This is a genomic window from Lysinibacillus sp. C5.1 (genome assembly GCF_016350185.1).
GTDB classification, from domain to species: Bacteria; Bacillota; Bacilli; order Bacillales_A; family Planococcaceae; genus Lysinibacillus; species Lysinibacillus sphaericus.
The window spans coordinates 4,522,257-4,547,468 of record NZ_CP066226.1; the positions used below are offsets into that span (position 1 = coordinate 4,522,257).

At 39.9% G+C, this 25,212-nt stretch carries 24 protein-coding genes and 2 other annotated features; all 24 genes read right to left on the reverse strand.

The annotated features are described in order from the left end of the window. Positions 1-58: 58 nt before the first annotated feature. The 24 genes from tuf to ispD all read right to left on the reverse strand — a co-directional run bounded on the left by tuf (position 59) and on the right by ispD (position 25,210). Positions 59-1,246 carry an elongation factor Tu gene (gene tuf / locus I5435_RS22315; RefSeq protein ID WP_024364376.1) on the reverse strand — a complete coding sequence of 396 codons (1,188 nt, stop codon included), beginning with the start codon at positions 1,244-1,246 and terminating at the stop codon, positions 59-61. Between the two features lie 135 nt (positions 1,247-1,381). Further along, positions 1,382-3,460 carry an elongation factor G gene (gene fusA, locus I5435_RS22320; RefSeq protein WP_024364377.1) on the reverse strand — a complete coding sequence of 693 codons (2,079 nt, stop codon included), beginning with the start codon at positions 3,458-3,460 and terminating at the stop codon, positions 1,382-1,384. Positions 3,461-3,502: 42 nt separating this feature from the next. Then, entirely contained in the window at positions 3,503-3,973 is a 471-nt protein-coding gene (rpsG, locus tag I5435_RS22325; protein WP_024364378.1) for a 30S ribosomal protein S7, read from the reverse strand. A gap of 149 nt (positions 3,974-4,122) precedes the next feature. After that, positions 4,123-4,542 (reverse strand): 30S ribosomal protein S12, encoded by a 420-nt coding sequence (gene rpsL, locus I5435_RS22330; protein ID WP_010860613.1) that lies wholly within the window; start codon positions 4,540-4,542, stop codon positions 4,123-4,125. Between the two features lie 98 nt (positions 4,543-4,640). Continuing rightward, complete coding sequence (locus I5435_RS22335) at positions 4,641-4,889, reverse strand: ribosomal L7Ae/L30e/S12e/Gadd45 family protein (RefSeq protein WP_024364379.1); 249 nt, start codon at positions 4,887-4,889, stop codon at positions 4,641-4,643. 137 nt (positions 4,890-5,026) lie between these two features. Continuing rightward, positions 5,027-8,713 carry a DNA-directed RNA polymerase subunit beta' gene (gene rpoC / locus I5435_RS22340; RefSeq protein WP_305068877.1) on the reverse strand — a complete coding sequence of 1,229 codons (3,687 nt, stop codon included), beginning with the start codon at positions 8,711-8,713 and terminating at the stop codon, positions 5,027-5,029. A 200-nt stretch (positions 8,714-8,913) separates the two neighbouring features. Beyond that, positions 8,914-12,489: a DNA-directed RNA polymerase subunit beta gene (gene rpoB / locus I5435_RS22345; protein ID WP_172583030.1), complete on the reverse strand. Its 3,576-nt coding sequence runs from the start codon at positions 12,487-12,489 to the stop codon at positions 8,914-8,916. A 241-nt stretch (positions 12,490-12,730) separates the two neighbouring features. Then, on the reverse strand, positions 12,731-13,333 hold the full coding sequence (locus tag I5435_RS22350; protein WP_337983002.1) for a class I SAM-dependent methyltransferase: 603 nt from the start codon (positions 13,331-13,333) through the stop codon (positions 12,731-12,733). Between the two features lie 74 nt (positions 13,334-13,407). Next, positions 13,408-13,767: a 50S ribosomal protein L7/L12 gene (gene rplL / locus I5435_RS22355; protein ID WP_010860618.1), complete on the reverse strand. Its 360-nt coding sequence runs from the start codon at positions 13,765-13,767 to the stop codon at positions 13,408-13,410. Between the two features lie 72 nt (positions 13,768-13,839). After that, positions 13,840-14,340 carry a 50S ribosomal protein L10 gene (gene rplJ / locus I5435_RS22360; RefSeq protein WP_024364383.1) on the reverse strand — a complete coding sequence of 167 codons (501 nt, stop codon included), beginning with the start codon at positions 14,338-14,340 and terminating at the stop codon, positions 13,840-13,842. A 32-nt stretch (positions 14,341-14,372) separates the two neighbouring features. Next, positions 14,373-14,519: a sequence feature (ribosomal protein L10 leader region), on the reverse strand. A gap of 57 nt (positions 14,520-14,576) precedes the next feature. Beyond that, positions 14,577-15,275 carry a 50S ribosomal protein L1 gene (rplA, locus tag I5435_RS22365; protein WP_024364384.1) on the reverse strand — a complete coding sequence of 233 codons (699 nt, stop codon included), beginning with the start codon at positions 15,273-15,275 and terminating at the stop codon, positions 14,577-14,579. Between the two features lie 118 nt (positions 15,276-15,393). Further along, a complete protein-coding gene (gene rplK, locus I5435_RS22370; protein WP_004233593.1) occupies positions 15,394-15,819 on the reverse strand; it encodes a 50S ribosomal protein L11 in 426 nt (141 codons plus the stop codon). 231 nt (positions 15,820-16,050) lie between these two features. Continuing rightward, positions 16,051-16,584 carry a transcription termination/antitermination protein NusG gene (gene nusG / locus I5435_RS22375; protein WP_024364385.1) on the reverse strand — a complete coding sequence of 178 codons (534 nt, stop codon included), beginning with the start codon at positions 16,582-16,584 and terminating at the stop codon, positions 16,051-16,053. Between the two features lie 311 nt (positions 16,585-16,895). Then, positions 16,896-17,081 carry a preprotein translocase subunit SecE gene (gene secE, locus I5435_RS22380; RefSeq protein WP_004233589.1) on the reverse strand — a complete coding sequence of 62 codons (186 nt, stop codon included), beginning with the start codon at positions 17,079-17,081 and terminating at the stop codon, positions 16,896-16,898. A gap of 48 nt (positions 17,082-17,129) precedes the next feature. Then, complete coding sequence (rpmG, locus tag I5435_RS22385) at positions 17,130-17,276, reverse strand: 50S ribosomal protein L33 (protein ID WP_080653390.1); 147 nt, start codon at positions 17,274-17,276, stop codon at positions 17,130-17,132. 77 nt (positions 17,277-17,353) lie between these two features. Continuing rightward, positions 17,354-18,001, reverse strand: a complete 648-nt coding sequence (gene sigH, locus I5435_RS22390; RefSeq protein ID WP_024364386.1) for an RNA polymerase sporulation sigma factor SigH — start codon at positions 17,999-18,001, stop codon at positions 17,354-17,356. Between the two features lie 68 nt (positions 18,002-18,069). Beyond that, complete coding sequence (locus I5435_RS22395; protein WP_024364387.1) at positions 18,070-18,582, reverse strand: NYN domain-containing protein; 513 nt, start codon at positions 18,580-18,582, stop codon at positions 18,070-18,072. A 2-nt stretch (positions 18,583-18,584) separates the two neighbouring features. Continuing rightward, the gene (gene rlmB, locus I5435_RS22400) at positions 18,585-19,337 is read right to left on the reverse strand and encodes a 23S rRNA (guanosine(2251)-2'-O)-methyltransferase RlmB (RefSeq protein ID WP_024364388.1); all 753 of its coding nucleotides are present in this window, start codon (positions 19,335-19,337) and stop codon (positions 18,585-18,587) included. Then, positions 19,337-19,756 (reverse strand): Mini-ribonuclease 3, encoded by a 420-nt coding sequence (locus I5435_RS22405; RefSeq protein ID WP_024364389.1) that lies wholly within the window; start codon positions 19,754-19,756, stop codon positions 19,337-19,339. Before I5435_RS22405 ends, rlmB begins: the two co-directional genes overlap by 1 nt. A 5-nt stretch (positions 19,757-19,761) precedes the next feature. Beyond that, positions 19,762-21,162, reverse strand: a complete 1,401-nt coding sequence (cysS, locus tag I5435_RS22410; protein ID WP_025220848.1) for a cysteine--tRNA ligase — start codon at positions 21,160-21,162, stop codon at positions 19,762-19,764. Continuing rightward, on the reverse strand, positions 21,159-21,809 hold the full coding sequence (epsC, locus tag I5435_RS22415) for a serine O-acetyltransferase EpsC (RefSeq protein WP_024364391.1): 651 nt from the start codon (positions 21,807-21,809) through the stop codon (positions 21,159-21,161). The genes cysS and epsC overlap by 4 nt, the downstream gene beginning before the upstream one ends. 181 nt (positions 21,810-21,990) lie before the next feature. Next, positions 21,991-22,209 (reverse strand) — a binding site (T-box leader). A gap of 49 nt (positions 22,210-22,258) precedes the next feature. Then, positions 22,259-23,719, reverse strand: coding sequence for a glutamate--tRNA ligase (gene gltX / locus I5435_RS22420; RefSeq protein ID WP_025220849.1), 1,461 nt, complete (start codon positions 23,717-23,719; stop codon positions 22,259-22,261). Between the two features lie 124 nt (positions 23,720-23,843). Next, positions 23,844-24,320, reverse strand: coding sequence for a 2-C-methyl-D-erythritol 2,4-cyclodiphosphate synthase (gene ispF, locus I5435_RS22425; protein WP_024364393.1), 477 nt, complete (start codon positions 24,318-24,320; stop codon positions 23,844-23,846). A 194-nt stretch (positions 24,321-24,514) separates the two neighbouring features. Beyond that, positions 24,515-25,210, reverse strand: a complete 696-nt coding sequence (gene ispD, locus I5435_RS22430) for a 2-C-methyl-D-erythritol 4-phosphate cytidylyltransferase (RefSeq protein WP_024364394.1) — start codon at positions 25,208-25,210, stop codon at positions 24,515-24,517. Between the last annotated feature and the right edge of the window lie 2 nt (positions 25,211-25,212).

The window sequence follows — 25,212 nt, forward strand, 5'->3', positions numbered from 1 at the left end:
AAAAACCAATCTGTAAGCGTCCCTACAGATTGGTTTTAAAATTAGCCTAAGCTAAATATTATTTTTGGATAGAAGCAACTACGCCAGCGCCTACAGTACGGCCACCCTCACGGATAGAGAATTTAGTACCTTCTTCAAGAGCGATTGGAGCGATAAGTTCTACTGTCATTTCGATGTTATCGCCAGGCATTACCATTTCAACGCCTTCTGGTAAGTTACAGATACCTGTTACGTCAGTTGTACGGAAGTAGAACTGAGGACGGTAGTTAGAGAAGAATGGAGTATGACGGCCACCCTCTTCTTTTGATAAAACGTAAACTTCAGCTTTGAAGTTTGTGTGTGGAGTGATTGAGCCTGGTTTAGCTAATACTTGACCACGTTGGATTTCTTCACGAGCTACACCACGAAGTAAAGCACCGATGTTGTCACCAGCTTCAGCGTAGTCTAATAATTTACGGAACATTTCAACGCCAGTTACAGTTGTAGATTTAGCTTCTTCAGCGATACCTACGATTTCAACTACGTCACCAACTTTAACTTGACCACGTTCAACACGGCCAGTTGCAACTGTACCACGACCAGTGATAGAGAATACGTCCTCTACTGGCATCATGAATGGTTTGTCAGTTTGACGTTCTGGAGTTGGGATGTAAGAATCTACAGCGTCCATTAATTCAACGATTTTTTCTTCCCATTCTGGTTCACCTTCAAGAGCTTTAAGAGCAGAACCTTTGATTACTGGGATATCGTCGCCTGGGAAGTCATATTCAGAAAGTAGGTCACGGATTTCCATTTCTACTAATTCTAATAATTCTTCGTCGTCTACCATATCACATTTGTTCATGAATACTACTAAGTATGGAACACCTACTTGACGAGATAAAAGGATGTGTTCACGAGTTTGTGGCATTGGGCCGTCAGCAGCAGATACTACTAAGATACCGCCGTCCATTTGTGCAGCACCAGTGATCATGTTTTTAACATAGTCAGCGTGTCCTGGGCAGTCAACGTGTGCATAGTGACGAGATTCTGTTTCGTATTCTACGTGAGAAGTATTGATTGTGATACCACGTTCTTTTTCTTCTGGTGCGTTATCGATATCAGCGTATGATTTAGCTGTACCACCCATTTTTTTAGAAAGAACTGTAGCGATTGCAGCAGTTAAAGTTGTTTTACCATGGTCAACGTGTCCGATTGTACCAATGTTAGCATGCGTTTTTGAACGGTCAAATTTTTCTTTAGCCATTAGAGATTGCCTCCTCGAAATTGTATGTTTTATTTAAAAATTTATAGAATGAATGCTGATAGAGAACGGGCCCATCCTCTATCCTGCAATCATAGCTTACAAATTAGTTATACTTTATGCAAGATGAAAATTCAATTATTCACCTTTATTTTTTTTGATGATGTCAGCAGCAATTGATTTTGGTACTTCTTCATAATGATCAAATGTCATTGAGAATACACCGCGACCTTGAGTTGCTGAACGAAGAGTTGTTGCGTAACCAAACATTTCCGAAAGTGGAACCATTGCACGAACAACTTGAGAGTTACCGCGAGCATCCATACCCTCAACGCGTCCGCGACGAGAAGTGATGTTACCCATGATATCACCAAGGTACTCTTCTGGAATTACAACTTCTACTTTCATCATTGGTTCTAAAATTACAGCATCACATTGTTTAGCTGCTTCTTTAAGAGCCATAGAAGCTGCGATTTTAAACGCCATCTCATTCGAGTCAACGTCATGGTAAGAACCGAATACTAATTTCGCTTTAATGTCGATTAGTGGGTAACCAGCTACTACACCGCGGTCAAGAGAGTCACGAAGACCTGCTTCAACTGCAGGGATGTATTCACGAGGAACTACACCACCAACGATAGCGTTTTCGAATTCGAAGCCTTTACCTTCTTCATTTGGAGAGAACTCAATCGTTACGTCACCATATTGTCCACGACCACCAGATTGGCGAGTGAATTTACCTTGAACTTTTGCAGAGCTACGGAATGTTTCACGGTAAGATACCATTGGAGCACCTACGTTAGCTTCTACTTTAAATTCACGGCGCATACGGTCAACTAAGATATCAAGGTGAAGCTCACCCATACCTGAGATGATTGTTTGTCCAGTTTCTGTGTCAGTGTGAGCACGGAAAGTTGGATCCTCTTCTTGAAGTTTTTGTAAAGCTTGACCCATTTTGTCTTGGTCAGCTTTTGATTTTGGTTCTACAGAAAGAGAAATTACTGGTTCAGGGAATTCCATTGATTCAAGAATAACTAGGTTTTTCTCGTCACATAGAGTATCACCAGTAGTAGTATCTTTAAGACCTACTGCTGCTGCGATGTCCCCAGCGAACACTTTAGAAATCTCTTCACGAGAGTTAGCGTGCATTTGTAGGATACGACCTACACGTTCACGTTTACCTTTAGAAGAGTTTTGTACGTATGAACCTGCATCTAATGTTCCAGAGTACACACGGAAGAAAGTTAATTTACCTACGAATGGGTCAGTCATAACTTTGAATGCAAGAGCTGAGAATGGCTCGTCATCAGAAGATTTACGTTCTAACTCTTCGTCACCATCAACTGAAGTACCTTTGATTGCTGGTACATCAACTGGAGATGGTAAGTAATCGATAACTGCATTTAACATTGGGCGTACGCCTTTGTGTTTGAATGCTGTACCACAGATTACTGGGTAGAATTCTACTGCGATTGTAGCACGACGGATAGCCGCTTTAAGCTCAGCAACAGTGATTTCTTCGCCTTCTAAATATTTTTCCATGATTTCTTCATCAACACTTGCAACAGCGTCGATTAATTTTTCACGGTATTCTTCAGCGATTTCGCGGTGCTCTTCAGGAATTTCACCTTCAGTTACTGCAGTACCTTTTTCATCGCCGTAGAAAGTTGCTTTCATTTCAACTAAGTCAATGATAGCAGAGAACTGATCTTCAGCTCCGATAGGTAATTGGATTGGGTGAGCGTTTGCTTGTAAACGTTCGTGTAGAGTACCTACTGAATACAAGAAGTCTGCACCTGTTTTATCCATTTTGTTAATGAATACGATACGTGGAACACCGTAAGTTGTAGCTTGACGCCATACAGTTTCTGTTTGAGGCTCAACACCAGATTGAGCATCTAGTACTGTTACAGCACCATCAAGTACGCGTAAAGAACGTTCTACTTCTACAGTGAAGTCTACGTGTCCAGGAGTATCGATGATGTTTACACGGTGGCCTGCCCATTGAGCTGTTGTTGCAGCAGAAGTGATTGTAATACCACGTTCTTGCTCTTGCTCCATCCAGTCCATTTGAGAAGCGCCTTCATGAGTTTCACCGATTTTGTGAATCTTACCTGTGTAATAAAGGATACGCTCAGTTGTTGTTGTTTTACCAGCATCAATGTGAGCCATGATCCCAATATTACGAGTATTCTCTAGAGAGAATTCGCGTTTCATTAGGTATTTCTCCTTCCATATTGGGCTTATGCTATGTTTAGATTACCAACGGTAGTGAGCGAATGCTTTGTTCGCTTCTGCCATTTTGTGCATATCTTCACGTTTTTTAACTGATGCACCAGTGTTGTTAGAAGCATCTAGAATTTCGTTAGCTAAACGCTCTTCCATAGTTTTTTCACCACGAAGACGAGAATAGTTAACTAGGTAACGAAGACCTAAAGTTGTACGACGTTCTGGACGTACTTCAACTGGTACTTGGTAGTTTGAACCACCAACACGGCGAGCGCGTACTTCAAGAACTGGCATTACGTTGTTTAGAGCAGCTTCGAATACTTCAATTGGATTTTCACCAGAACGTTCTTTAACTAGTTCGAACGCACCGTATAAAATCTTTTGAGAAGTACCTCTTTTACCATCAACCATCATTTTATTGATTAAACGAGTTACTAGTTTTGAATTATAAATTGGATCTGGTAACACGTCACGTTTGGAAACAGGACCTTTACGAGGCATGTGTTTTCCTCCTTTCGAATAATTATCGATTTTTTTTATAAACTTCGCCTAAAATGTCGTTATCACTAAATTTCCACATCAGCTAGCATGATTGGAAATCGGTGATACCAACATCAGGCTCGTTATTTATTAACACTTAGCGTGTTAAATTATTTTTTTTCTTTAGGGCGTTTTGTTCCGTATTTAGAACGTGATTGTAAACGACCGTTTACACCAGCTGTATCAAGAGCACCACGTACGATATGGTAACGAACACCCGCTAAGTCTTTTACGCGTCCGCCACGGATAAGAACAACACTGTGCTCTTGTAAGTTGTGGCCTTCACCTGGGATATAAGCTGTAACCTCAATTTGGTTAGTTAAACGCACACGAGCGTATTTACGTAACGCTGAGTTTGGTTTACGAGGTGTCATTGTACCTACACGAGTACAAACACCACGTTTTTGAGGAGACTTAACATCAGTTAAAGATTTTTTAAATGAGTTATATCCTTTGTTTAACGCTGGTGATTTTGATTTCGTGATTTTAGATTGACGAGGCTTACGTACTAATTGGTTAATTGTAGGCATCGGTTTTTCCTCCCTTCATTCATTCACTATTAATACCACACATCCAGGTGGTTCATTTTTTGGGTAAAAACAAAGTCTTTGTGTTTTATACACAAAAACTAATCTACAGCAATAGCAACTACCGCAGCTCCAACATGGATTCCACAGGCTTTGCCTAGTTCCTTTTTGGACTCGACAAGAATAACTGGTATACCGATTTCTCTCGCGAAAGATATGGCCGAATCGGTTACCCAATTGTCTGCATCAAGTGCCACAAAAAGCTCTTTCACTAAACCAGCTTGCATTGCTTTTACTGCTTGCTTTGTACCAATGATTGTTTGACTAGCCCTTACTTTATCATAAGACATTTTCATATCCTCCGAAGTACAGACAGTTAACTATCAACCTTCAATATATTATCATTATCAATTTCTACTGTCAACTAATATCTTTAAAAAGTCCGAAGAGATGCGCTTTTGTCATCTCTTCGGAGCTTTCATTTAAGTTATTCAGCAGAAACTAGATCTTCTGCGTCAAGCTCATCTTTTTCAATGCGGATTTGACGGTAACGTTGCATACCAGTACCTGCAGGAACAAGTTTACCGATAATTACGTTCTCTTTTAATCCTAGAAGTTCATCACGTTTACCTTTAATTGCAGCATCCGTTAACACACGAGTTGTTTCTTGGAATGATGCAGCAGATAAGAATGATTCTGTTTCTAATGAAGCTTTTGTAATACCTAGAATTACAGGGCGACATGTTGCAGGGTTTTTGCCGTTTAGCACAGCATCTGCATTTGCCTCTGAGAATTGGTGAATATCTAATAATGAGCCTGGTAATAATTCTGTATCACCAGCTTCGATTACGCGCACTTTACGAAGCATTTGGCGTACCATTACTTCGATGTGTTTATCTCCAATTTCTACCCCTTGCATACGGTAAACTTTTTGTACTTCTTTTAGTAAATATTCTTGAACTGTTGAAACGTCTTTTACTTTTAATAATTGTTTTGGATCGATAGAACCCTCTGTTAATACTTGACCACGTTCGATTGCGTCACCTTCGATGACTTTTAGACGTGCATTATAAGGTGCTTGGTATTTACGAGTTTCTACATCACCTTGAACGGTAATTTCTTTTAGACCTTCACGGATTTCAGTGATATCTGACACCGTACCAGCAATCTCAGAAATAACAGATTGACCTTTTGGATTACGTGCTTCGAAAATCTCTTGGATACGTGGAAGACCTTGTGTAATATCGTCTCCGGCTACCCCACCTGTATGGAATGTACGCATTGTTAACTGAGTACCTGGTTCACCGATTGATTGAGCCGCAATAATACCAACTGCTTCCCCAACTTCTACTTTTTCACCAGTTGCTAAGTTCATGCCGTAACATTTTTTACATACACCATGTTTTGTATTACATGTAAATGCAGAACGGATTGTTACTTCTTCGATACCAGCTTCCGTAATAATACGAGCGATATCTTGGTCGATTAAGCCGTCTTTTTCTAAAATAACATCGCCTGTTTCTGGATGGAAAATCGTTTTCTTCGTATGACGACCAACAATACGTTCGTCTAACGCTTCGATTAGTTCTGTACCTTCCATTAACGCTCCGATTGTTAAGCCACGGTCTGTTCCACAGTCATCTTCACGCACAATGACATCTTGTGCAACGTCTACAAGACGACGTGTTAAGTAACCTGAATCGGCAGTTTTTAGGGCTGTATCAGCAAGACCTTTACGCGCACCATGTGTTGAGATGAAGTATTCCAATACTGTTAAACCTTCACGGAATGAAGACTTGATTGGAAGTTCGATAATACGACCAGCCGGGTTGGCCATCAGACCACGCATACCTGCTAACTGTGTAAAGTTAGATGCGTTACCACGGGCACCTGAGTCAGACATCATGAAGATTGGGTTTGTTTTCTCAAGCGACTTCATCAGTTTTGATTGAATTTCATCTTTCGCCGCACTCCAGCTAGAGATAACACGGTCATAACGCTCTTCTTCTGTGATGAAACCACGACGGAATTGCGCTTGAACTTTATCTACTTTCTCTTGTGCTATTGCTAAGATGTCACCTTTATCTGGTAATACCACGATATCAGATACACCAACAGTGATACCAGCGCGAGTTGAATATTTGAAACCTAAGTTTTTCATACGGTCAAGCATTTTAGATGTTTCAGTAATGTGGAAACGTTTGAACACTTCTGCAATGATATTTCCTAAGAATTTCTTGCGGAATGGGTTTACAACAGGTACAGATGCAAAGTATTTGCGAAGTACCGCTGAACGTTGTGCGTCAACTTTACCTTTTTCATCTAATTCGTTGTAAGCAGCATCTGCTTCAAGCTCTGCTAGAGTTTCTTCGTCAATTGTTAAGTTTACGAAGTATTTATCTGGTGTTACTTGCTCTAAGTTGAAATCAGTCGGTTCGTTAATGAACGGGAATGATTCAGGCAAGATTTCGTTAAAGATTACTTTACCAACCGTTGTTAGTAAGAACATATTATTTTGTTCTTCTGTAAACGTTGGATTGTGCAGTGAACTTGCTTTGATCGCGATACGAGTATGCAAGTGAACATGGCCAGTATCATATGCGATTAGCACTTCGTTTGGTCCATAGAAAATCGAACCTTCACCACGAGCATTTTCACGCTCAAGTGTTAAATAATAGTTCCCTAATACCATGTCTTGAGATGGTGTAACAACTGGTTTACCATCTTTCGGGTTTAGGATGTTTTGTGCAGCAAGCATTAGAAGGCGAGCTTCAGCTTGTGCCTCTGCTGATAATGGTACGTGAACCGCCATTTGGTCACCATCGAAGTCAGCGTTGTAAGCTGTACATACTAACGGGTGAAGACGAATTGCACGACCTTCAACTAGTGTTGGTTCAAATGCTTGGATACCAAGACGGTGAAGCGTCGGAGCACGGTTTAATAGGACCGGATGCTCACGGATAACATCTTCTAAAACGTCCCATACGTCGTTGTTTAAACGTTCGATTTTACGTTTAGCAGATTTAATATTATGTGCAAGACCACGTTCTACTAATTCTTTCATAACGAAAGGTTTAAATAGCTCAATCGCCATTTCCTTCGGTAGACCACATTGGTACATTTTTAAGTTTGGACCTACTACGATAACGGAACGACCAGAATAGTCTACACGTTTACCAAGTAAGTTTTGACGGAAACGACCTTGTTTCCCTTTCAACATATGAGAAAGTGATTTTAACGGACGGTTACCTGGTCCAGTTACAGGACGACCACGACGACCGTTATCGATTAATGCATCAACTGCTTCTTGTAACATACGTTTTTCGTTTTGAACGATGATGCTTGGTGCACCAAGATCTAATAAACGTTTTAAACGGTTATTACGGTTAATGACACGACGATATAAATCGTTTAAGTCAGAAGTTGCAAAACGACCACCATCTAGTTGAACCATTGGACGAAGCTCCGGTGGAATAACAGGTAGTACATCTAAAATCATCCACTCTGGAGAGTTACCTGAGTTACGGAATGACTCTACCACTTCAAGACGTTTAATCGCACGTGTACGGCGTTGACCTTGTGCAGATTTTAACTCTTCTTTTAAAGAATGTGTTTCATCTTCAAGATCGATTTTACCAAGAAGCTTTTTAATGGCTTCTGCACCCATAGCAGCTTCGAATGTGTTACCGAATTTTTCGCGGTATGCACGATACTCTTTTTCAGAAAGTAATTGTTTACTTTCTAAGTTTGTAGCACCTGGTTCGATGACAACGTAAGATGCGAAGTAAATTACTTCTTCTAAAGCACGTGGAGACATATCTAAGATAAGACCCATACGGCTTGGTATACCTTTGAAGTACCAAATATGAGAAACTGGGGCTGCTAATTCGATATGACCCATACGTTCACGTCGAACTTTTGCACGTGTTACTTCAACACCACAACGGTCACAAACTACGCCTTTATAACGAACGCGTTTGTATTTACCACAGTGACATTCCCAGTCTTTCGTAGGACCGAAAATACGTTCACAGAATAAACCATCTTTTTCTGGTTTTAATGTACGATAGTTAATTGTTTCTGGTTTTTTTACTTCACCATATGACCAAGAACGAATCTTGTCAGGGGAAGCTAAACCAATTTTCATATATTCAAATTCATTAACGTCTATCAAGGAGCCTACCTCCCTCTAGTTATAGGTCTTTATAAAGACTCTTTTACGCAGCTCGACAATCGTTTGCCAAAATACCTTTTGACAAAAGATTAAAAATAGATTGTTTTCATTCGTAAAGAAAGTCGGGCAGGGCGTTAAATCCTGCCCGACTAATTTGAAAAATAAGTTTGACCATATTCACACGAATGTGAACTTATCCATTATTCAAAAGACTCTACTGGCTCTTCTTCTGTTTCTGGTTGTGGCGCAATGTTAAGTGCGTCAGCAGGTTGAAGATCTTCTTCTTCGTCTAGATCGCGAAGCTCTACTTCTTCATCATTGATTGTTAACATTTTAACGTCCATACCAAGAGACTGAAGTTCTTTAATCAATACTTTAAATGATTCTGGAACGCCTGGTTCTGGAACGCTTTCACCTTTAACGATAGCTTCGTATGTTTTCACACGACCAACAACGTCATCAGATTTAACAGTTAAAATTTCTTGAAGTGTGTATGCAGCACCATATGCTTCAAGTGCCCATACCTCCATCTCACCAAAGCGTTGTCCACCGAACTGCGCTTTACCACCAAGTGGTTGTTGTGTAACAAGTGAGTAAGGACCAGTTGAACGTGCGTGAAGTTTATCATCAACCATGTGTGCAAGTTTGATCATGTACATAATCCCTACAGATACACGGTTATCGAATGGTTCACCTGAACGTCCATCATACAGGATTGTTTTACCGTCACGGTTCATCCCTGCTTCTTCCATTGTTTCCCATACATCTTCTTCGTTGGCACCATCAAATACTGGCGTTGCCATATGAACACCTAAGTAACGAGAAGCCATACCTAAATGTAGTTCTAAAACTTGTCCGATATTCATACGAGAAGGTACGCCTAGTGGGTTTAACATGATATCGACAGGAGTACCATCTGGCATAAATGGCATATCCTCTTCCGGTAAGATACGAGAGATAACCCCTTTGTTACCATGACGTCCGGCCATTTTGTCCCCAACGCGGATTTTACGTTTTTGAACAATGTAAGCACGAACTAATTGGTTAACACCTGGTGGTAACTCGTCGCCGTCTTCACGGTTAAATACTTTCACGTCAAGGATGATACCGCCCGCACCATGTGGTACGCGTAATGAAGTATCACGAACTTCACGTGCCTTTTCACCAAAGATTGCGTGTAATAAGCGCTCTTCAGCCGTTAACTCTGTAACCCCTTTAGGCGTTACTTTACCTACAAGAATATCACCATCGCGTACTTCCGCACCGATACGGATAATACCACGTTCGTCTAAGTTACGAAGTGCATCTTCCCCAACGTTTGGAATGTCACGTGTAATTTCTTCAGGTCCTAATTTTGTATCACGAGATTCTGATTCATATTCTTCAATATGAACTGAAGTATATACATCGTCTTTTACAAGGCGTTCACTCATGATAACAGCATCCTCATAGTTGAACCCGTTCCAAGTCATGAATGCAACAAGTACGTTACGACCTAATGCAAGTTCACCTTTTTCCATTGATGGACCGTCAGCTAAAATATCACGAGGTTTCACACGTTCGCCAACTTTTACAAGTGGACGTTGGTTGTATGAAGTACCTTGGTTTGAACGAATGAATTTTTGTAATTTATATTTTGTTAAATCGCCTTTAACTTCTTTACCGTCGATTGTTTCAATGCGACGTACGTGGATTGAACGAGCTTCTACATGCTCAACAATACCATCGTATTTTGCTACTACAGCCGCACCTGAGTCACGTGCATCTACGTGTTCCATACCAGTTCCGACAAACGGAGCTTCTGGATTTAAAAGAGGAACCGCTTGACGTTGCATGTTGGCACCCATAAGCGCACGGTTAGAGTCATCGTTTTCTAAGAATGGAATACATGCAGTCGCTGCAGAAACTACTTGTTTAGGCGATACGTCCATATAGTCCATTTGAGACTTGTTGAAAACAGTATTATCCCCACGGAAACGACCTACAACTTCATCGTTTACGAATGTACCATCAGGATTTAATAGTGAGTTCGCTTGCGCTACATAGTAGTTATCTTCTTCGTCAGCTGTTAAGTAATCAATTTGATCTGTTACTCGGCCAGTTTCGTGGTCAATACGACGATATGGCGTTTCAATGAAACCAAATTTATTTACTTTAGCGAAAGAAGATAATGAGTTAATTAAACCAATGTTTGGACCCTCAGGTGTCTCGATCGGACACATACGACCATAGTGAGAATAGTGAACGTCACGCACTTCGAAACCAGCGCGTTCACGTGTTAAACCACCAGGTCCTAATGCAGATAGACGACGTTTGTGCGTTAACTCTGCCAGTGGGTTTGTTTGGTCCATGAATTGAGATAATTGAGAGCTACCAAAGAATTCTTTAATAGACGCAATTACTGGACGGATATTGATTAATTGTTGCGGTACGATAGCGGCTGTATCATTGATAGACATACGCTCGCGCACTACACGTTCCATACGAGATAAACCGATACGGAATTGATTTTGTAATAATTCACCAACAGAGCGTAGACGACGGTTACCTAAATGGTCAATATCATCTGTTGCCCCTACTTGGTAAAGTAAGTTGAAGAAATAACTTACTGAAGATAAGACGTCAGCAGGTGTAATGTTCTTCACTTCTTCGTCAATGTAGGCATTGCCAATTACATTGATTTCTTTTTGTGCTTCATCTTTCGGAGCATAAATTTTAATAGATTGGATTGTTACGTCATCTTCAAGTACTCCGCCAACTTGTGATAAAGTGCGGTAGCCAATACCTTTAGAAGAATCCTCTAGGTAAGGTAAAATCTTATCTAAAGTACGACGATCAAGCACAGTGCCCTTCTCTACTAAAATTTCGCCTGTTTCTGGATCAACAAGCGTTTCAGCAATCGTTTGGTTGAATAAACGATTTTTGATGTGAAGCTTTTTATTCATTTTGTAACGACCAACATTCGCTAAATCATAGCGTTTAGCATCGAAGAAACGAGAGTATAATAAACTTTTCGCACTTTCTACTGTTGGTGGCTCACCTGGACGTAAACGCTCATAGATTTCTAAAAGTGCTTTTTCTGTACTTTCAGAGTTATCTTTTTCTAGCGTATTACGTAAATACTCGTTATCACCGATAATATCGATAATTTCTTGATCTGAACCGAAGCCTAGTGCGCGAAGTAACACTGTTACTGGTAGCTTACGAGTACGATCAATACGCACATATACTACATCTTTCGCGTCAGTTTCATATTCTAACCAAGCACCACGGTTTGGAATGACTGTTGCACCGAAGCCTTTTTTACCGTTTTTATCAGTTTTATCATGGAAATACACACTCGGTGATCGAACTAATTGCGAAACAATAACACGTTCAGCACCATTGATAATGAACGTACCTGTTTCTGTCATTAATGGGAAGTCACCCATAAATACATCTTGTTCTTTCACTTCGTCAGTTTCTTTGTTGTAAAGACGTACTTTCACACGTAATGGAGCTGCGTAAGTAACATCTCGCTCTTTACACTCATCGACATCATACTTAGGATCACCTAATGAATAATCGATGAATTCTAATGAAAGATTACCTGTAAAGTCCTCGATCGGCGAAATGTCACGGAACATTTCACGTAAACCTTCTTCAAGGAACCACTCGTAAGACGCCGTTTGAATCTCAATCAGATTTGGAAGCTCAAGCACCTCTTTAATACGCGCAAAGCTTCTACGCTGGCGGTGTTGTCCGTACTGAACTAGTTGACCTGTCAACTCATTCACCCCTCAATAAAGCGATATTAGGTCTTTGCAAAATCATCCAAATAGTGTATGATTTCGAAAGACAAAAAGAAAACGAGTCTTCAAAAGATCTCATTTTCGGTTAACTAAACTTATCTTGGCAAGTATACCCATATTAAATCATTCATATACCAAAAGGGCACACGACCTCAAAATAATATTTTTGCATTGTATCATATTATCATAGCCGTTTTGTCAAGTCAATATTTTATACATATTTCATTTATTTTTTTGCACGCACTATCCAGTAGCCTTTTTTCTTTTCCACAATATCCACTACAGAAAATTTTTCCTCTAAATAGCTAACCGTTGATGGTGCACCTTGCTTCTTCTGAATTACTACCCAGAGCTCTCCAGAAGTCACTAACTTATCATAAGCACCGTCGTAAAAGCGGAAAACCGTTTCCTTTCCTGCGCGAATTGGAGGATTGGTTAAAATAGCTGCAGCTTTCGCCTCATCATCAACATTCGATAGTCCGTCACTTACAAATATACGTACATTTTGAACACCGTTTACTTGCGCATTTTTTTGTGAAAGCGCAACTGCCCGCTCATTAATATCCATCATGAATACTGTTCGCTCAGGATTTGCTTTGGCAATAGACAACCCAATCGGCCCATACCCACAACCTACATCGAAAATAGCACCATCCACATCCGGCATTTGAAACGCATCTATTAATACACGGGATCCAAAATCTACTTCGCTTTTACTAAATACACCTGCATCCGTTTTAAAGGAAAACGTATGCCCAAGTAACTTGAACGTCCAGTGACGAGGTTTACTTTCAGTTTGAGGCTTACTTGTATAATAGTGATCTGACATTTTCACGCCTCCTCAGAATGAAGAAAAAGCTCGCCATAATGACGAGCTTCCTTTTGTATAAAAGTAATACGAGATTACTTAACTTCTACAGATGCGCCAACTTCTTCAAGTTTAGCTTTGATTTGTTCAGCTTCATCTTTAGAAACGCCTTCTTTAAGAGCTTTAGGAGCGTTATCTACAACTTCTTTAGCTTCTTTAAGACCTAAACCAGTGATTTCGCGAACCACTTTGATTACTTTAATTTTTTCAGCACCAGCAGATGCTAATACTACGTCGAATTCTGTTTTTTCTTCAGCTGCAGCAGCACCGCCAGCAACTACTGCTACTGGAGCAGCAGCTGTTACACCGAATTCTTCTTCGATAGCTTTTACTAAATCGTTTAATTCAAGAACTGTCATAGCTTTGATAGCTTCTAAGATTTGCTCTTTGTTCATTATAATTTCCTCCTAATTGGATATGTTTTAGTTTTTTGCGGTCAAGCCGCGGAAGTTATGCTACGTAAGAAATTACGCGCCTTGTTCTTCTTTTTGTTCTGCAACAGCTTTTGTTGCAAGTGCGAAGTTGCGCACTGGAGCTTGAAGTACAGATAAAAGCATTGAAAGAAGACCTTCGCGTGATGGAAGTTCTGCAAGTGCTTTAACATCTTCAACAGAAGAGATTGCACCTTCAATAATACCTGCTTTAATTTCTAAAGCTTCGTTTTTCTTAGCGAACTCGTTGATGATTTTAGCAGGAGCTACAACATCTTCAGTTGAGAACGCGATTGCGTTAGGACCAGTTAATACTTCGTTGATCCCTTCAACACCAGCAGCTTCAGCAGCACGACGAGTTAATGTGTTTTTGTAAACTTTAAACTCAACACCAGCTTCACGAAGTTGTTTACGAAGTTCAGTCACTTGTGCAACATTAAGACCACGGTAATCCACTACCACTACAGAAGCAGCGCTTTGGAATTTTTCTGTGATTTCTTGCACTTGAGATTGTTTGTTTTCGATTGCTTTGCTCATGATGACACCTCCTATTAGAATGGGTCATTTATACCGACAAAAGAAAAGCCTCTGAGTCATATAGACACAGAGGCTGAAAGTCATCATCTTTAAAATAAGAATCCGAATTCCGATGTCCTCGGTAGGAACATTAAGTGACAAGTCACTCCTACTGTCTACGGTACAAATGGATGATTCACAACAGCATCCATCATACCAAAGATGCGGATAGCTGTCAACCGATTTATATAAATAAATTATTTTACTACTACGTTAGCAGCGTCAATTTTAACAGCTGGGCCCATTGTAGTTGTAACATTTACAGATTTCATGTAAGTACCTTTAGCTGCAGCAGGTTTTGCTTTTTGAACAACGTCAAATACAGTTAAGAAGTTTTCTACAAGTTTTTCTGTTGCGAAAGAAACTTTACCGATAGGAGCGTGGATAATACCAGCTTTGTCAGCGCGGTATTCTACTTTACCAGCTTTGATTTCTTCGATTGCTTTTGTTACGTCAAATGTAACTGTACCAGTTTTAGGGTTTGGCATTAAGCCTTTAGGTCCTAATACGCGACCAAGTTTACCAACTTCACCCATCATGTCAGGAGTTGCTACGATTACATCGAAGTCAAACCAACCTTGTTGGATTTTTTGGATGTACTCTGCATCGCCTACATAGTCAGCGCCAGCAGCTTCTGCTTCTTTAAGTTTTTCACCTTTAGCGAATACTAATACGCGTTGAGTTTTACCAGTACCGTTTGGTAGCACTACTGCACCACGGATTTGTTGGTCGTTTTTACGAGTATCGATTCCTAAACGGAAAGCAACTTCTACAGTAGCGTCGAAGTTTACTGTGCTAGTTTTTTGAGCAAGTTCGATTGCTTCTTGTGCGCCGTATACGTTGTTACGGTCGATTAATTTCGCTGCATCTTGCAGTTTTTTACCTTTTTTAGCCATTATATATTTCCTCCTTGATTGTGGTTATAGCGGATTTTACCTCCCACGAATAAAGGTTGCGCGTTCACAAAGAAACTCCGCAACCTTCCAAAAAACAAAAACATCAAGTAAATGGGAATTAGTCTTCGATAACAATACCCATGCTTCGTGCAGTACCTTCAACCATTAACATAGCAGCTTCAACTGAAGCAGCGTTAAGGTCTGGCATTTTAGTTTCAGCGATTTCGCGAACTTTATCACGTTTAACCGTTGCAACTTTTTTACGGTTTGGTTCACCAGATCCAGATTGGATACCAGCTGCTACTTTAAGTAAAACTGCTGCAGGTGGAGTTTTCGTAATGAAAGTGAAAGAACGGTCCTCGAATACTGAAATTTCAACCGGAATAATAAGACCAGCTTGATCAGCAGTACGCGCATTGAACTCTTTACAGAATCCCATGATGTTCACACCTGCTTGACCTAATGCAGGACCAACCGGTGGAGCTGGGTTTGCTTTACCAGCAGGGATTTGAAGTTTAACAACTTTAATAACTTTTTTAGCCACGAGACACACCTCCTTAAGTCCGTGATGTGGTAATTGGGTTGCCCCTCCCACTCAATATCTGTCTGTCAGCTAAGTGCCGATAACATTAAAATTATCATTACAGACGTCAACCGAAGTTTGACAGTCTGACCTTTGAAATGATACCACTTTTAATTTTTTTAAGCAAGTAGTAATTAACAAAATTTGCGTTATACGCTCAATCATACACTAATTAGTTACTAGAATTTAAAGTTATAATTTTTGAATTTGCTCAAAATCCAGTTCCATAATCGTTTCGCGACCAAACATATCTACAGATACTTTCAGTTTTCCTTTTTCAGCGTCAATTTCTTCAACACGCCCTTGGAAGTGCGCAAACGGTCCTTCTAATACTTCAACCGCTTCACCAACTGTGATATCGATTTCAACAACTTTATCTGTCATACCCATTTGTTGTAATAGACGATCCGCTTCCTCTGGTAATAGCGGTGTTGGTTTTGCTCCACCACCTGATGAACCGATAAAGCCTGTTACTCCTGGTGTATTACGTACAACATACCAAGAATCATCTGTCATAATGAGTTCTACTAGGACATAACCAGGGAAAACTTTACGCATCATTGTGCGCTTTTTGCCGTCTTTCATTTCTGTTTCCTCATGCTCAGGCACGATAACACGGAAGATTTTATCTTGCATCCCCATTGTTTCAACACGTTTTTCTAGGTTTGCTTTTACACGGTTCTCATACCCTGAATACGTATGAACAACATACCAATTTTTCTCCATAACTGCTAGGACTACTCGTCCGTCCCTCCCTTACTAATAAAAGTGAAAATGATCGCGATATGCAATTTTGCATCCTTTATTCTTTTCACAAGCTTCTCAATAGAAAAACATAGCTTTCGCCATAGCAAGCGAAAGCCCGATGATAAATACCTAATTAGCATAGTCATCTATTGCTACCAGCATACTTTTACTAGTAGCACGCTTATCATAATGAGAACATTTTACTGCTCTTTACTTCATAAAACAAACGAAAAAACCCGTTATTGGAAAGGACGGGCTATTTTCAAAAGTATTAACATGCTCTTTTCTAATTATAAATCTAAGTACCAGCGGAATAATGATGAAATACCTAAGTCTACTAACACAAAAAATAAAGCCATAATTACTACAGTTGAAATTACAACGACTGTATATTTCGTCAGTTCTTTACTTTTTGGCCAGCTAGTTTTTCGCATTTCCGACATTACGTCGCTGAAAAAACTTTTAATCTTACCCATTCTAGCCTAACCTCCGAATCAATCATATCTGTCTATTTACAAAATATTTTATAGCGTTTGTTTATGCACTGTATGTTCATTGCAATGCGAGCAAAATTTCTTTAATTCGAGGCGTACAGTAGAATCTCCCTTAGCAGGAAATGTGTAATTTCTCGAACCGCATTTTTCACAATTTAGCACGACTTTCTTTGTCATGTAATCACCTTTTTTGGCACTTTGTCTTTTAAAGACTAACACCTAAAATTGTCAATGTCAACAAGGGTAAGTGACCTCTACGACATTTCCTCGAGCACTAAATGTCGCTCTAATTTCCGCTTTACTCGTTGCAAAGCATTGTCAATTGACTTCACATGGCGATTCAGTTTTGCAGAAATTTCATGATAGGATTGCCCATCTAGATAGAGAGCTAGCACTTGTAGCTCTAATTCACTTAAAATCTCACTCATTTTTTCTTCTAAATAACCAAACTCTTCTCTATGAATCATTAACTCTTCTGGATCATCCATAATCGCCCCTGTTAATACATCCATTAATGTACGATCAGATTCCTCATCAAAAATAGGCTTGTCTAACGAAACATAGGAATTCAGTGGAATGTGTTTTTGCCTTGTTGCTGTTTTAATTGCAGTAATAATTTGTCTTGTAATACATAACTCCGCAAAAGCTCGAAAAGAAGCTAGCTTGTCCCCTTTAAAATCACGGACAGCTTTATACAAGCCAATCATTCCTTCTTGTACTATGTCTTCTTTATCAGCACCAATTAAAAAATAGGATCTCGCCTTTGCTCTTACTAGCAAACGGTATTTTGTAATTAAAAAATCCAACGCATCTGTATTACCTTGATGCACCATTTCAATAAGCTCTTCATCATTGAATCGTTCAAAATCTTGTGTCACTTGTACAATACTATTTTTAAACATGGTATCACCTCAGCTGCAACAGATAATTAGGAACAGTATAACGGAATTGGAAAATATCAGTCAATCAATCATTTCAAACCACGGCGCCATTTTTCAAAAGCAAGTGCCACATCTGGCTTTAGCTCTATACGTGAAGGTGGCTTGCTATCCTGCTTACGTTTTACATCATGAGAAATTTTATGTTGAATAATGCTTAAATCAATTTCAAGCTCTCTTGCCGATTTGCGTAGTGCACCATTGCCAAAAATAACACTTTGTTCAGCCATATCGGAAGTCGCCACATGAATTTGAATATGTCTTGCTTTTAGTTCTTGTGTCATCTTTTCAATGCGTTCATCTGCTGTTTCATTTTTCCTTGTATAAATAATCTCGACGCCATTTTCTATATAAGATTGCTCCACGCCCGGCACAAGATGGGCGTCAAAAACAACTATCACGCGCCACCCTATCGCCGCTTTATATTCTGCCATAAGCTCAATTAGACGCTTACGTGCATCTTCAAAGTTCGTGTCACGTAATGGACGTAGCTCTTTCCAAGCTCCGATCATATTATAGCCGTCAACAAGCAAAATGTTCTTCATCGTTAGTCATTCGCTTCTTGACGTTTGCGATACACTTCATACATTAAAAGCGCCGCAGCTACAGAAGCATTTAATGATGTGACATGCCCAACCATAGGCAGATGATATAAAAAGTCACATTTCTCTTTTAGTAGGCGCCCCATCCCTTTACCCTCACTACCAATAATAATAGCAAGCGGTAGGGTTGCATCCATTTTGCGATAATCCGCAGAGCCTTTTGCATCTGTACCAGCAATCCATACGCCCCGTTCTTTTAACTCATCAACTGTTTGGGCTAGGTTATTAACACGCACGACAGGTACATGCTCGATGGCGCCTGTTGACGCTTTCGCCACAACTGCTGTTAAGCTCACTGAGCGACGCTTTGGAATAATAATACCATGTACGCCAATTGCATCTGCAGTTCGCATAATAGAGCCTAAATTATGCGGGTCTTCTAACTCATCTAAAATTAAGAAAAACGGATCTTCTTGTTTGTTTTGTGCCGCTGCAAATAAATCGTCTAGTTCTGCATAGCTATATGCTGCTACAGATGCCACAATTCCTTGATGGTTAGCATCTGATAATTGATCGACCTTTTTTTTCGGTACAAACTGTACAATGATGCCTCGTTCGCGCGCTAAATCAAGTAGTTCATTGACCCCTGATTTTTTTACACCTTCTGCAATCCATACTTTATTCATATCGCGGCCTGAACGAAGTGCTTCTAACACTGGGTTTTTACCGGCAATAATTTCACCATTTTGTTCTGCCATTATTTTGACACTCCTTTTAATTCCTCGATTATTTGAATAGCGTATGCAATGATGGCATAAACGCGTTCTAATTCACCTAGTAAGTACAAGCTTCCAAGTACCGCTTCAAAGCCTGAACTATTGCGATAAGTTTGTACATCTGTATTTTTGGGAACAGAACCGGATTTGGCATTGCGTCCACGTCGGAACACTGCCAATTCCTGCTCTGTTAAAAAGTTTTCATCCATCATGCGATGTACAATTGTTGACTGTGCCTTTGCTGATACATAATGCGTTGCTTCTCTATGGAGTGTGTTCGGTTTTACACGTCCGCTACGCAGTAAGTACTCCCGTACCTTCTGTTCTAAAACCGCATCTCCCATATATGCAAGCGCTAATGCATTTAATTGCTTCACATCTTCATTTCGGAGTTTATCCAAGTTACTTACCCTCGTTTCCATCTTGTCCCTTGGCGTGTATCTTCTAAAATGATACCTTGCGCTTGTAAATGGTCACGAATTTCATCTGAACGGGCAAAGTCACGGTTTTTGCGCGCTTCTACGCGTTCTTGCAACAATGCTTCAATTTCTTCGTCCAGTAGTTCAGCTTCTTTAGCAAATTCAATACCTAAGACGTCACCTAATACCTCAAAAGTTTCAATAAAAGTTAATAACACTTTCTCATCCGTATTTGTTTCATTCAAGTAAATATTTGCAATACGCGCTAATTCAAATAATACTGAAATAGCATTCGCCGTATTGAAATCATCATCCATCGCTTCCTCAAACTGTGCCTTTTGTTGAGCAATTTGACGGAGCCATTCCTCTGAGCAATCGCCGAGACTTGCAGTTGCAGATAGGCGGTACTTAACATTGTTGTATGCAGTACGAATACGCTCTAAACCTGTTGCTGCAGCATCTACTAAATCCTTTGCAAAGTTAATTGGGTGGCGATAGTGAACAGATAACATAAAGAATCGTAAAATTTGCGGGTCGATTTGTTTACGGATATCGTTCACGAGCACAAAATTACCAAGGGATTTTGACATTTTTTCATTATCGATATTAATATATCCATTATGCATCCAATAACGCGCAAATGTTGTATCATTATGCGCTTCGGATTGCGCTATTTCATTTTCATGATGCGGGAATGTTAAATCTTGACCACCTGCATGTATATCAATTGTATCACCTAAATGCTCACGCGCCATCACAGAGCATTCAATATGCCATCCTGGACGGCCGTTGCCCCAAGGACTTTCCCAATAGATTTCGCCAGGCTTTGCTGCTTTCCATAATGCAAAATCTAATGCATCATCCTTTTTCTCGCCCGCTTCGATACGTGCACCAATTTTCAAATCATCTACCGATTGATGTGATAATTTACCGTAACCATTGAATTTTCGAGTTCGGTAATAGACATCGCCCGCTGACTCATATGCATAACCTTTGTCGATTAACACTTTAATAAAGTCAATAATATCATCCATGTGATCCGTTACACGAGGATGGACATCTGCCTTTTTGCAACCTAATGCAGTCACATCTTCAAAATATGCGGCAATGAAACGATCTGTAAGTTCATGAACTTCCTCACCGAGCTCATTAGCTGCTTTAATAATCTTATCGTCGACATCCGTGAAATTAGAGACGAATTTCACATCGTAACCTTTATATTGGAAATAGCGTCGAACCGTATCATAAACAATGACAGGACGTGAATTCCCAATATGAATATAGTTATAAACCGTCGGACCGCAAACATACATTTTAACTTTTCCTTCTTCTAGCGGTACGAACGTTTCTTTTTGTCTTGTTAATGAGTTAAAAATTTGAATACTCATTGTTTTTCTCTCTCCTTTTGTAAGCGCCCGATTTCTTCTTGCAATGCTGCGATTTGCTTCTCGAAACCTTGACAACGTTCCTCTACAGGGTCAGGAATATTTTGATGGTCTAGTTTTTTCTCTAAACGAACGCCATCTTTCATCACAACTTTACCAGGAATCCCTACTACCGTAGCGTTCGGTGGCACTTCTTTTAAAACGACTGAACCTGCGCCAATTTTACTATTCTCACCAATTGTAATAGAACCCAATACTTTGGCACCAGTGGCAACTAACACATTATCTTCTAATGTCGGATGGCGCTTTCCTTTTTCTTTCCCTGTACCACCTAGTGTAACACCTTGATAAAGGGTAACATTATCGCCTATTTCACACGTTTCCCCTATAACTACTCCCATCCCATGGTCGATAAAGAAGCGTCGACCAATTTTAGCACCAGGATGTATTTCAATTCCTGTAAAGAAACGACTAATTTGTGAAATTACACGTGCGATAAAATAAAAACGTCTTTTAAAAAACCAGTGTGCAATACGATGCGCCCATGTAGCATGCAAGCCTGAATATGTTAACACGACTTCCAGTACACTGCGCGCCGCTGGGTCATTCTCAAAAATAGTATCTACATCTTCCTTCATTCTTTTAAACATTAAAACTCCCCCTTTTCGTTACAATGTGTGTCATGACCTCAACCTTGCGACCTTAAATCCTACACCCCGCACAATGAATAGCCTTAAAACCTATTGTTATTAGTAATGATTGCCCTCTTACATCTAACACATGAATTTTTTTAAAAAATAAAAAGCGCCCCTATCATTCCCATAAAGGAATGACAGAGACGCTGAAATTTGCGCGGTTCCACTCTGATTGAAGGCAAAAGCCTTCCACTTTGGACGTCCTATAACGGGAACGAACCGATAGAGCCTACTAATGTTCAGCTCTATGCTCAAAGGTGCATTTCGGTTTTGCCTTGGCTCAGACCACTTTCAGCCGGTGATGGTCCTCTCTTTAGAGCATGCGCTACGTACTTCTCCTTATCAACGCTTTCACAATGTACATTCATTTTACATCGACAATATAAATTGTCAATAAAATTCTATTACTTCGCGTATTTTTCTACACGGTCAATTGTTTTCTCTTTACCAATTAAACAAATCGCATTTGGTAACTCTGGACCGTGTGTTTCACCAGTCGTCACAACACGGATTGGCATAAATAGATTTTTACCTTTATGACCTGTCTCTTTTTGTACAGCTTTGATAGCTGCTTTGACAGTTTCAGGTGTAAACTCTTCTAAATTTTCAAGTTGTGCTTTAAATGCAGCCATTACCTCTGGTACTTGCTCGCCAGCTAAAACGGCTTTTGCTTCTTCATCATATTCAATATGATCGTTAAAGAATAGGCTTGACAGTTCCACGATTTCAGCACCAAAGCTCATTTGTTCATGGTAAAGTGCGATTAAATCTGTTGCCCAAGCGCGCTCTTCTGCTGTTAACTCTTCTGGTAATAAGCCTGCTTTTTGTAAGTGCGGTAAAGATAATGCCACTACTTCTTCTAAAGATAATTTTTTGATGTATTGATTATTCATCCAAGTCAGCTTTTGCTTATCAAACATAGATGGTGATTTCGATAAACGCTTCTCATCAAAGATTTTAATAAATTCTTCTTTAGAGAAAATCTCTTCTTCACCTTCTGGAGACCAACCAAGTAAAGCAAAGAAATTGAACATCGCTTCTGGTAAGTAACCAAGGTCTTTATATTGCGTTACGAATTGGATAATGGATTCGTCTCGTTTTGATAGCTTTTTGCGATTTTCGTTGATGATTAATGTCATATGTCCAAAGCGAGGATACTCCCAGCCAAATGCATCGAAGATCATCATTTGTTTTGGTGTGTTTGATAAATGCTCTTCACCACGGAACACATGCGAGATTTCCATAAAGTGGTCATCTAATACTACTGCGTAATTGTAAGTTGGAATACCGTTTGCTTTCACAAGTACCCAGTCGCCCACATCTTTCGATTCGAACGCTACATGTCCACGTACTAAATCATCAAATTCATATGTTACGTTTTCAGGTACACGCATACGAATTGTATATTGTTCGCCAGCCGCTTCTTTAGCCGCTACTTCTTCCGCTGATAAATGACGGCAAGTTCCATCATAAGTAGGTGCTGCAACACCACGAGCTTTTTGTTCTTCACGAGATGCTTCTAATTTTTCTGATGAACAGAAACATTTATACGCTGTGCCTTGTTGTAATAACTTTTCAGCATGCTCTTTGTAAATATCTAAGCGTTCCATTTGACGATAAGGTGCATACGGCCCACCAATGTCGATGGATTCGTCATATTCGATACCTAACCATTTTAAGTTATCTAACTGAGACGCTTCTCCACCTTCTACATTACGCTCAATATCCGTATCTTCAATACGCACGATGAATTTACCGTTATGATGTTTTGCATATAAATAGTTGAATAACGCAGTACGTGCACCGCCAATATGTAAAAATCCAGTTGGTGATGGCGCGTAACGAACGCGAACTTCTTTCGTCATAATTAAATGCCTCCTAAATATTCGTCTGAAAATAATTCCGACCTTATTAACTTTGTTCATTTTACCACTGTAGTATAGGAAATTAAAGTAGCGCGTGTTTTTCAAGTGGACACGCGCCATTTTTTTATTTTTTAATCAGTAAAATTGTTGCCATTGAAGCAATGCCTTCTTCACGTCCTGTAAAGCCGAGTCGTTCAGTAGTTGTCGCTTTTACATTTACTTGTGATGCATCAGCGTTTAATAGAGTTGCAATACGATTTCTCATTTGTTCAATATAAGGCGCCATTTTCGGACGTTGCGCCATAATTGTGCAGTCAACATTGCCAAGCACATAGCCTTTGTCCTCAACGATTTTCCAAATATACTCTAGCAACTTTGCTGAATCAGCATCTTTCCATTCTGGGTCTGTATCTGGAAAATGTCGCCCAATATCCCCTTCTCCAATCGCCCCCAGCGCAGCATCAGTTACTGTGTGCAATAAGACATCCGCATCCGAATGCCCTACTAGACCCTTTTCATGCGGTATTGTAATACCACCAATAATTAATGGACGCCCTTCTTCAAATGCATGTACGTCAAAACCTTGTCCTACTCGAAACATACAATACTGCCGTTACAACAGTGACCATTGCAACAGCATTCACCTGCCTTTTTTATTTTCTATTTATAGACAGTTTAACATATTTCCTAGGAAATTGAGCTGTCCGTAACGACTATAGTCCACATATTATAGTTTGTTTACCATCGTATAAAAAAACCTCATCAGCTACTTCTGCTGATGAGATTTTAAAGCGATTATACATTATTCTTCAACGCTCGTTTACGTAAAATAGCTTCACCAAAAAGTAAATCTTCTTTTGTTGTCATCTTTACGTTTTCATAGTTGCTTTCAACAATGTGCACCTCATGACCAAGTCGCTCGACTAACATCGCCTCATCTGTTCCGAGGAAGCCCACTTTTTCAGCCACATCTTCCGCTTCTACTATCAAATCGAAGCGGAAGGCTTGAGGCGTTTGAATCATCCATAAGCTTTCACGGTCCACCGTTTCTTCAATGATGCCATTACGCACTTTTTTCATTGTGTCCTTTGCACGAACACCAGCGATTGCAGCACCAAAATTATTCGCACTTTGTACAAGGTTTGCAATAATATCGTGCGTAATAAATGGGCGGGCTGCATCATGCACTAAAACAATATCAACCTGCTCCATTTCTTTCATACAAGCATGCACTGAATGCTGTCGCTCTGCTCCACCATCAGGCAAGCCTTTGACCTTAGAGATTCCATAGTTTGCTAGCATCTTTTGAATAACAGCACGTTCTTCAGGTTTCACCGCAAGCCAAATGCCAGTACAGTTTTCATCTTGCTCAAATACCTCTAATGTGTGTATTAAAATCGGTTTCTCTAAAAGCTCTAAAAATAATTTATTTTGACCTGCTCCCATTCGCTTGCCGCTGCCTGCTGCCGGAAGCACTACTTCATACTGCACAT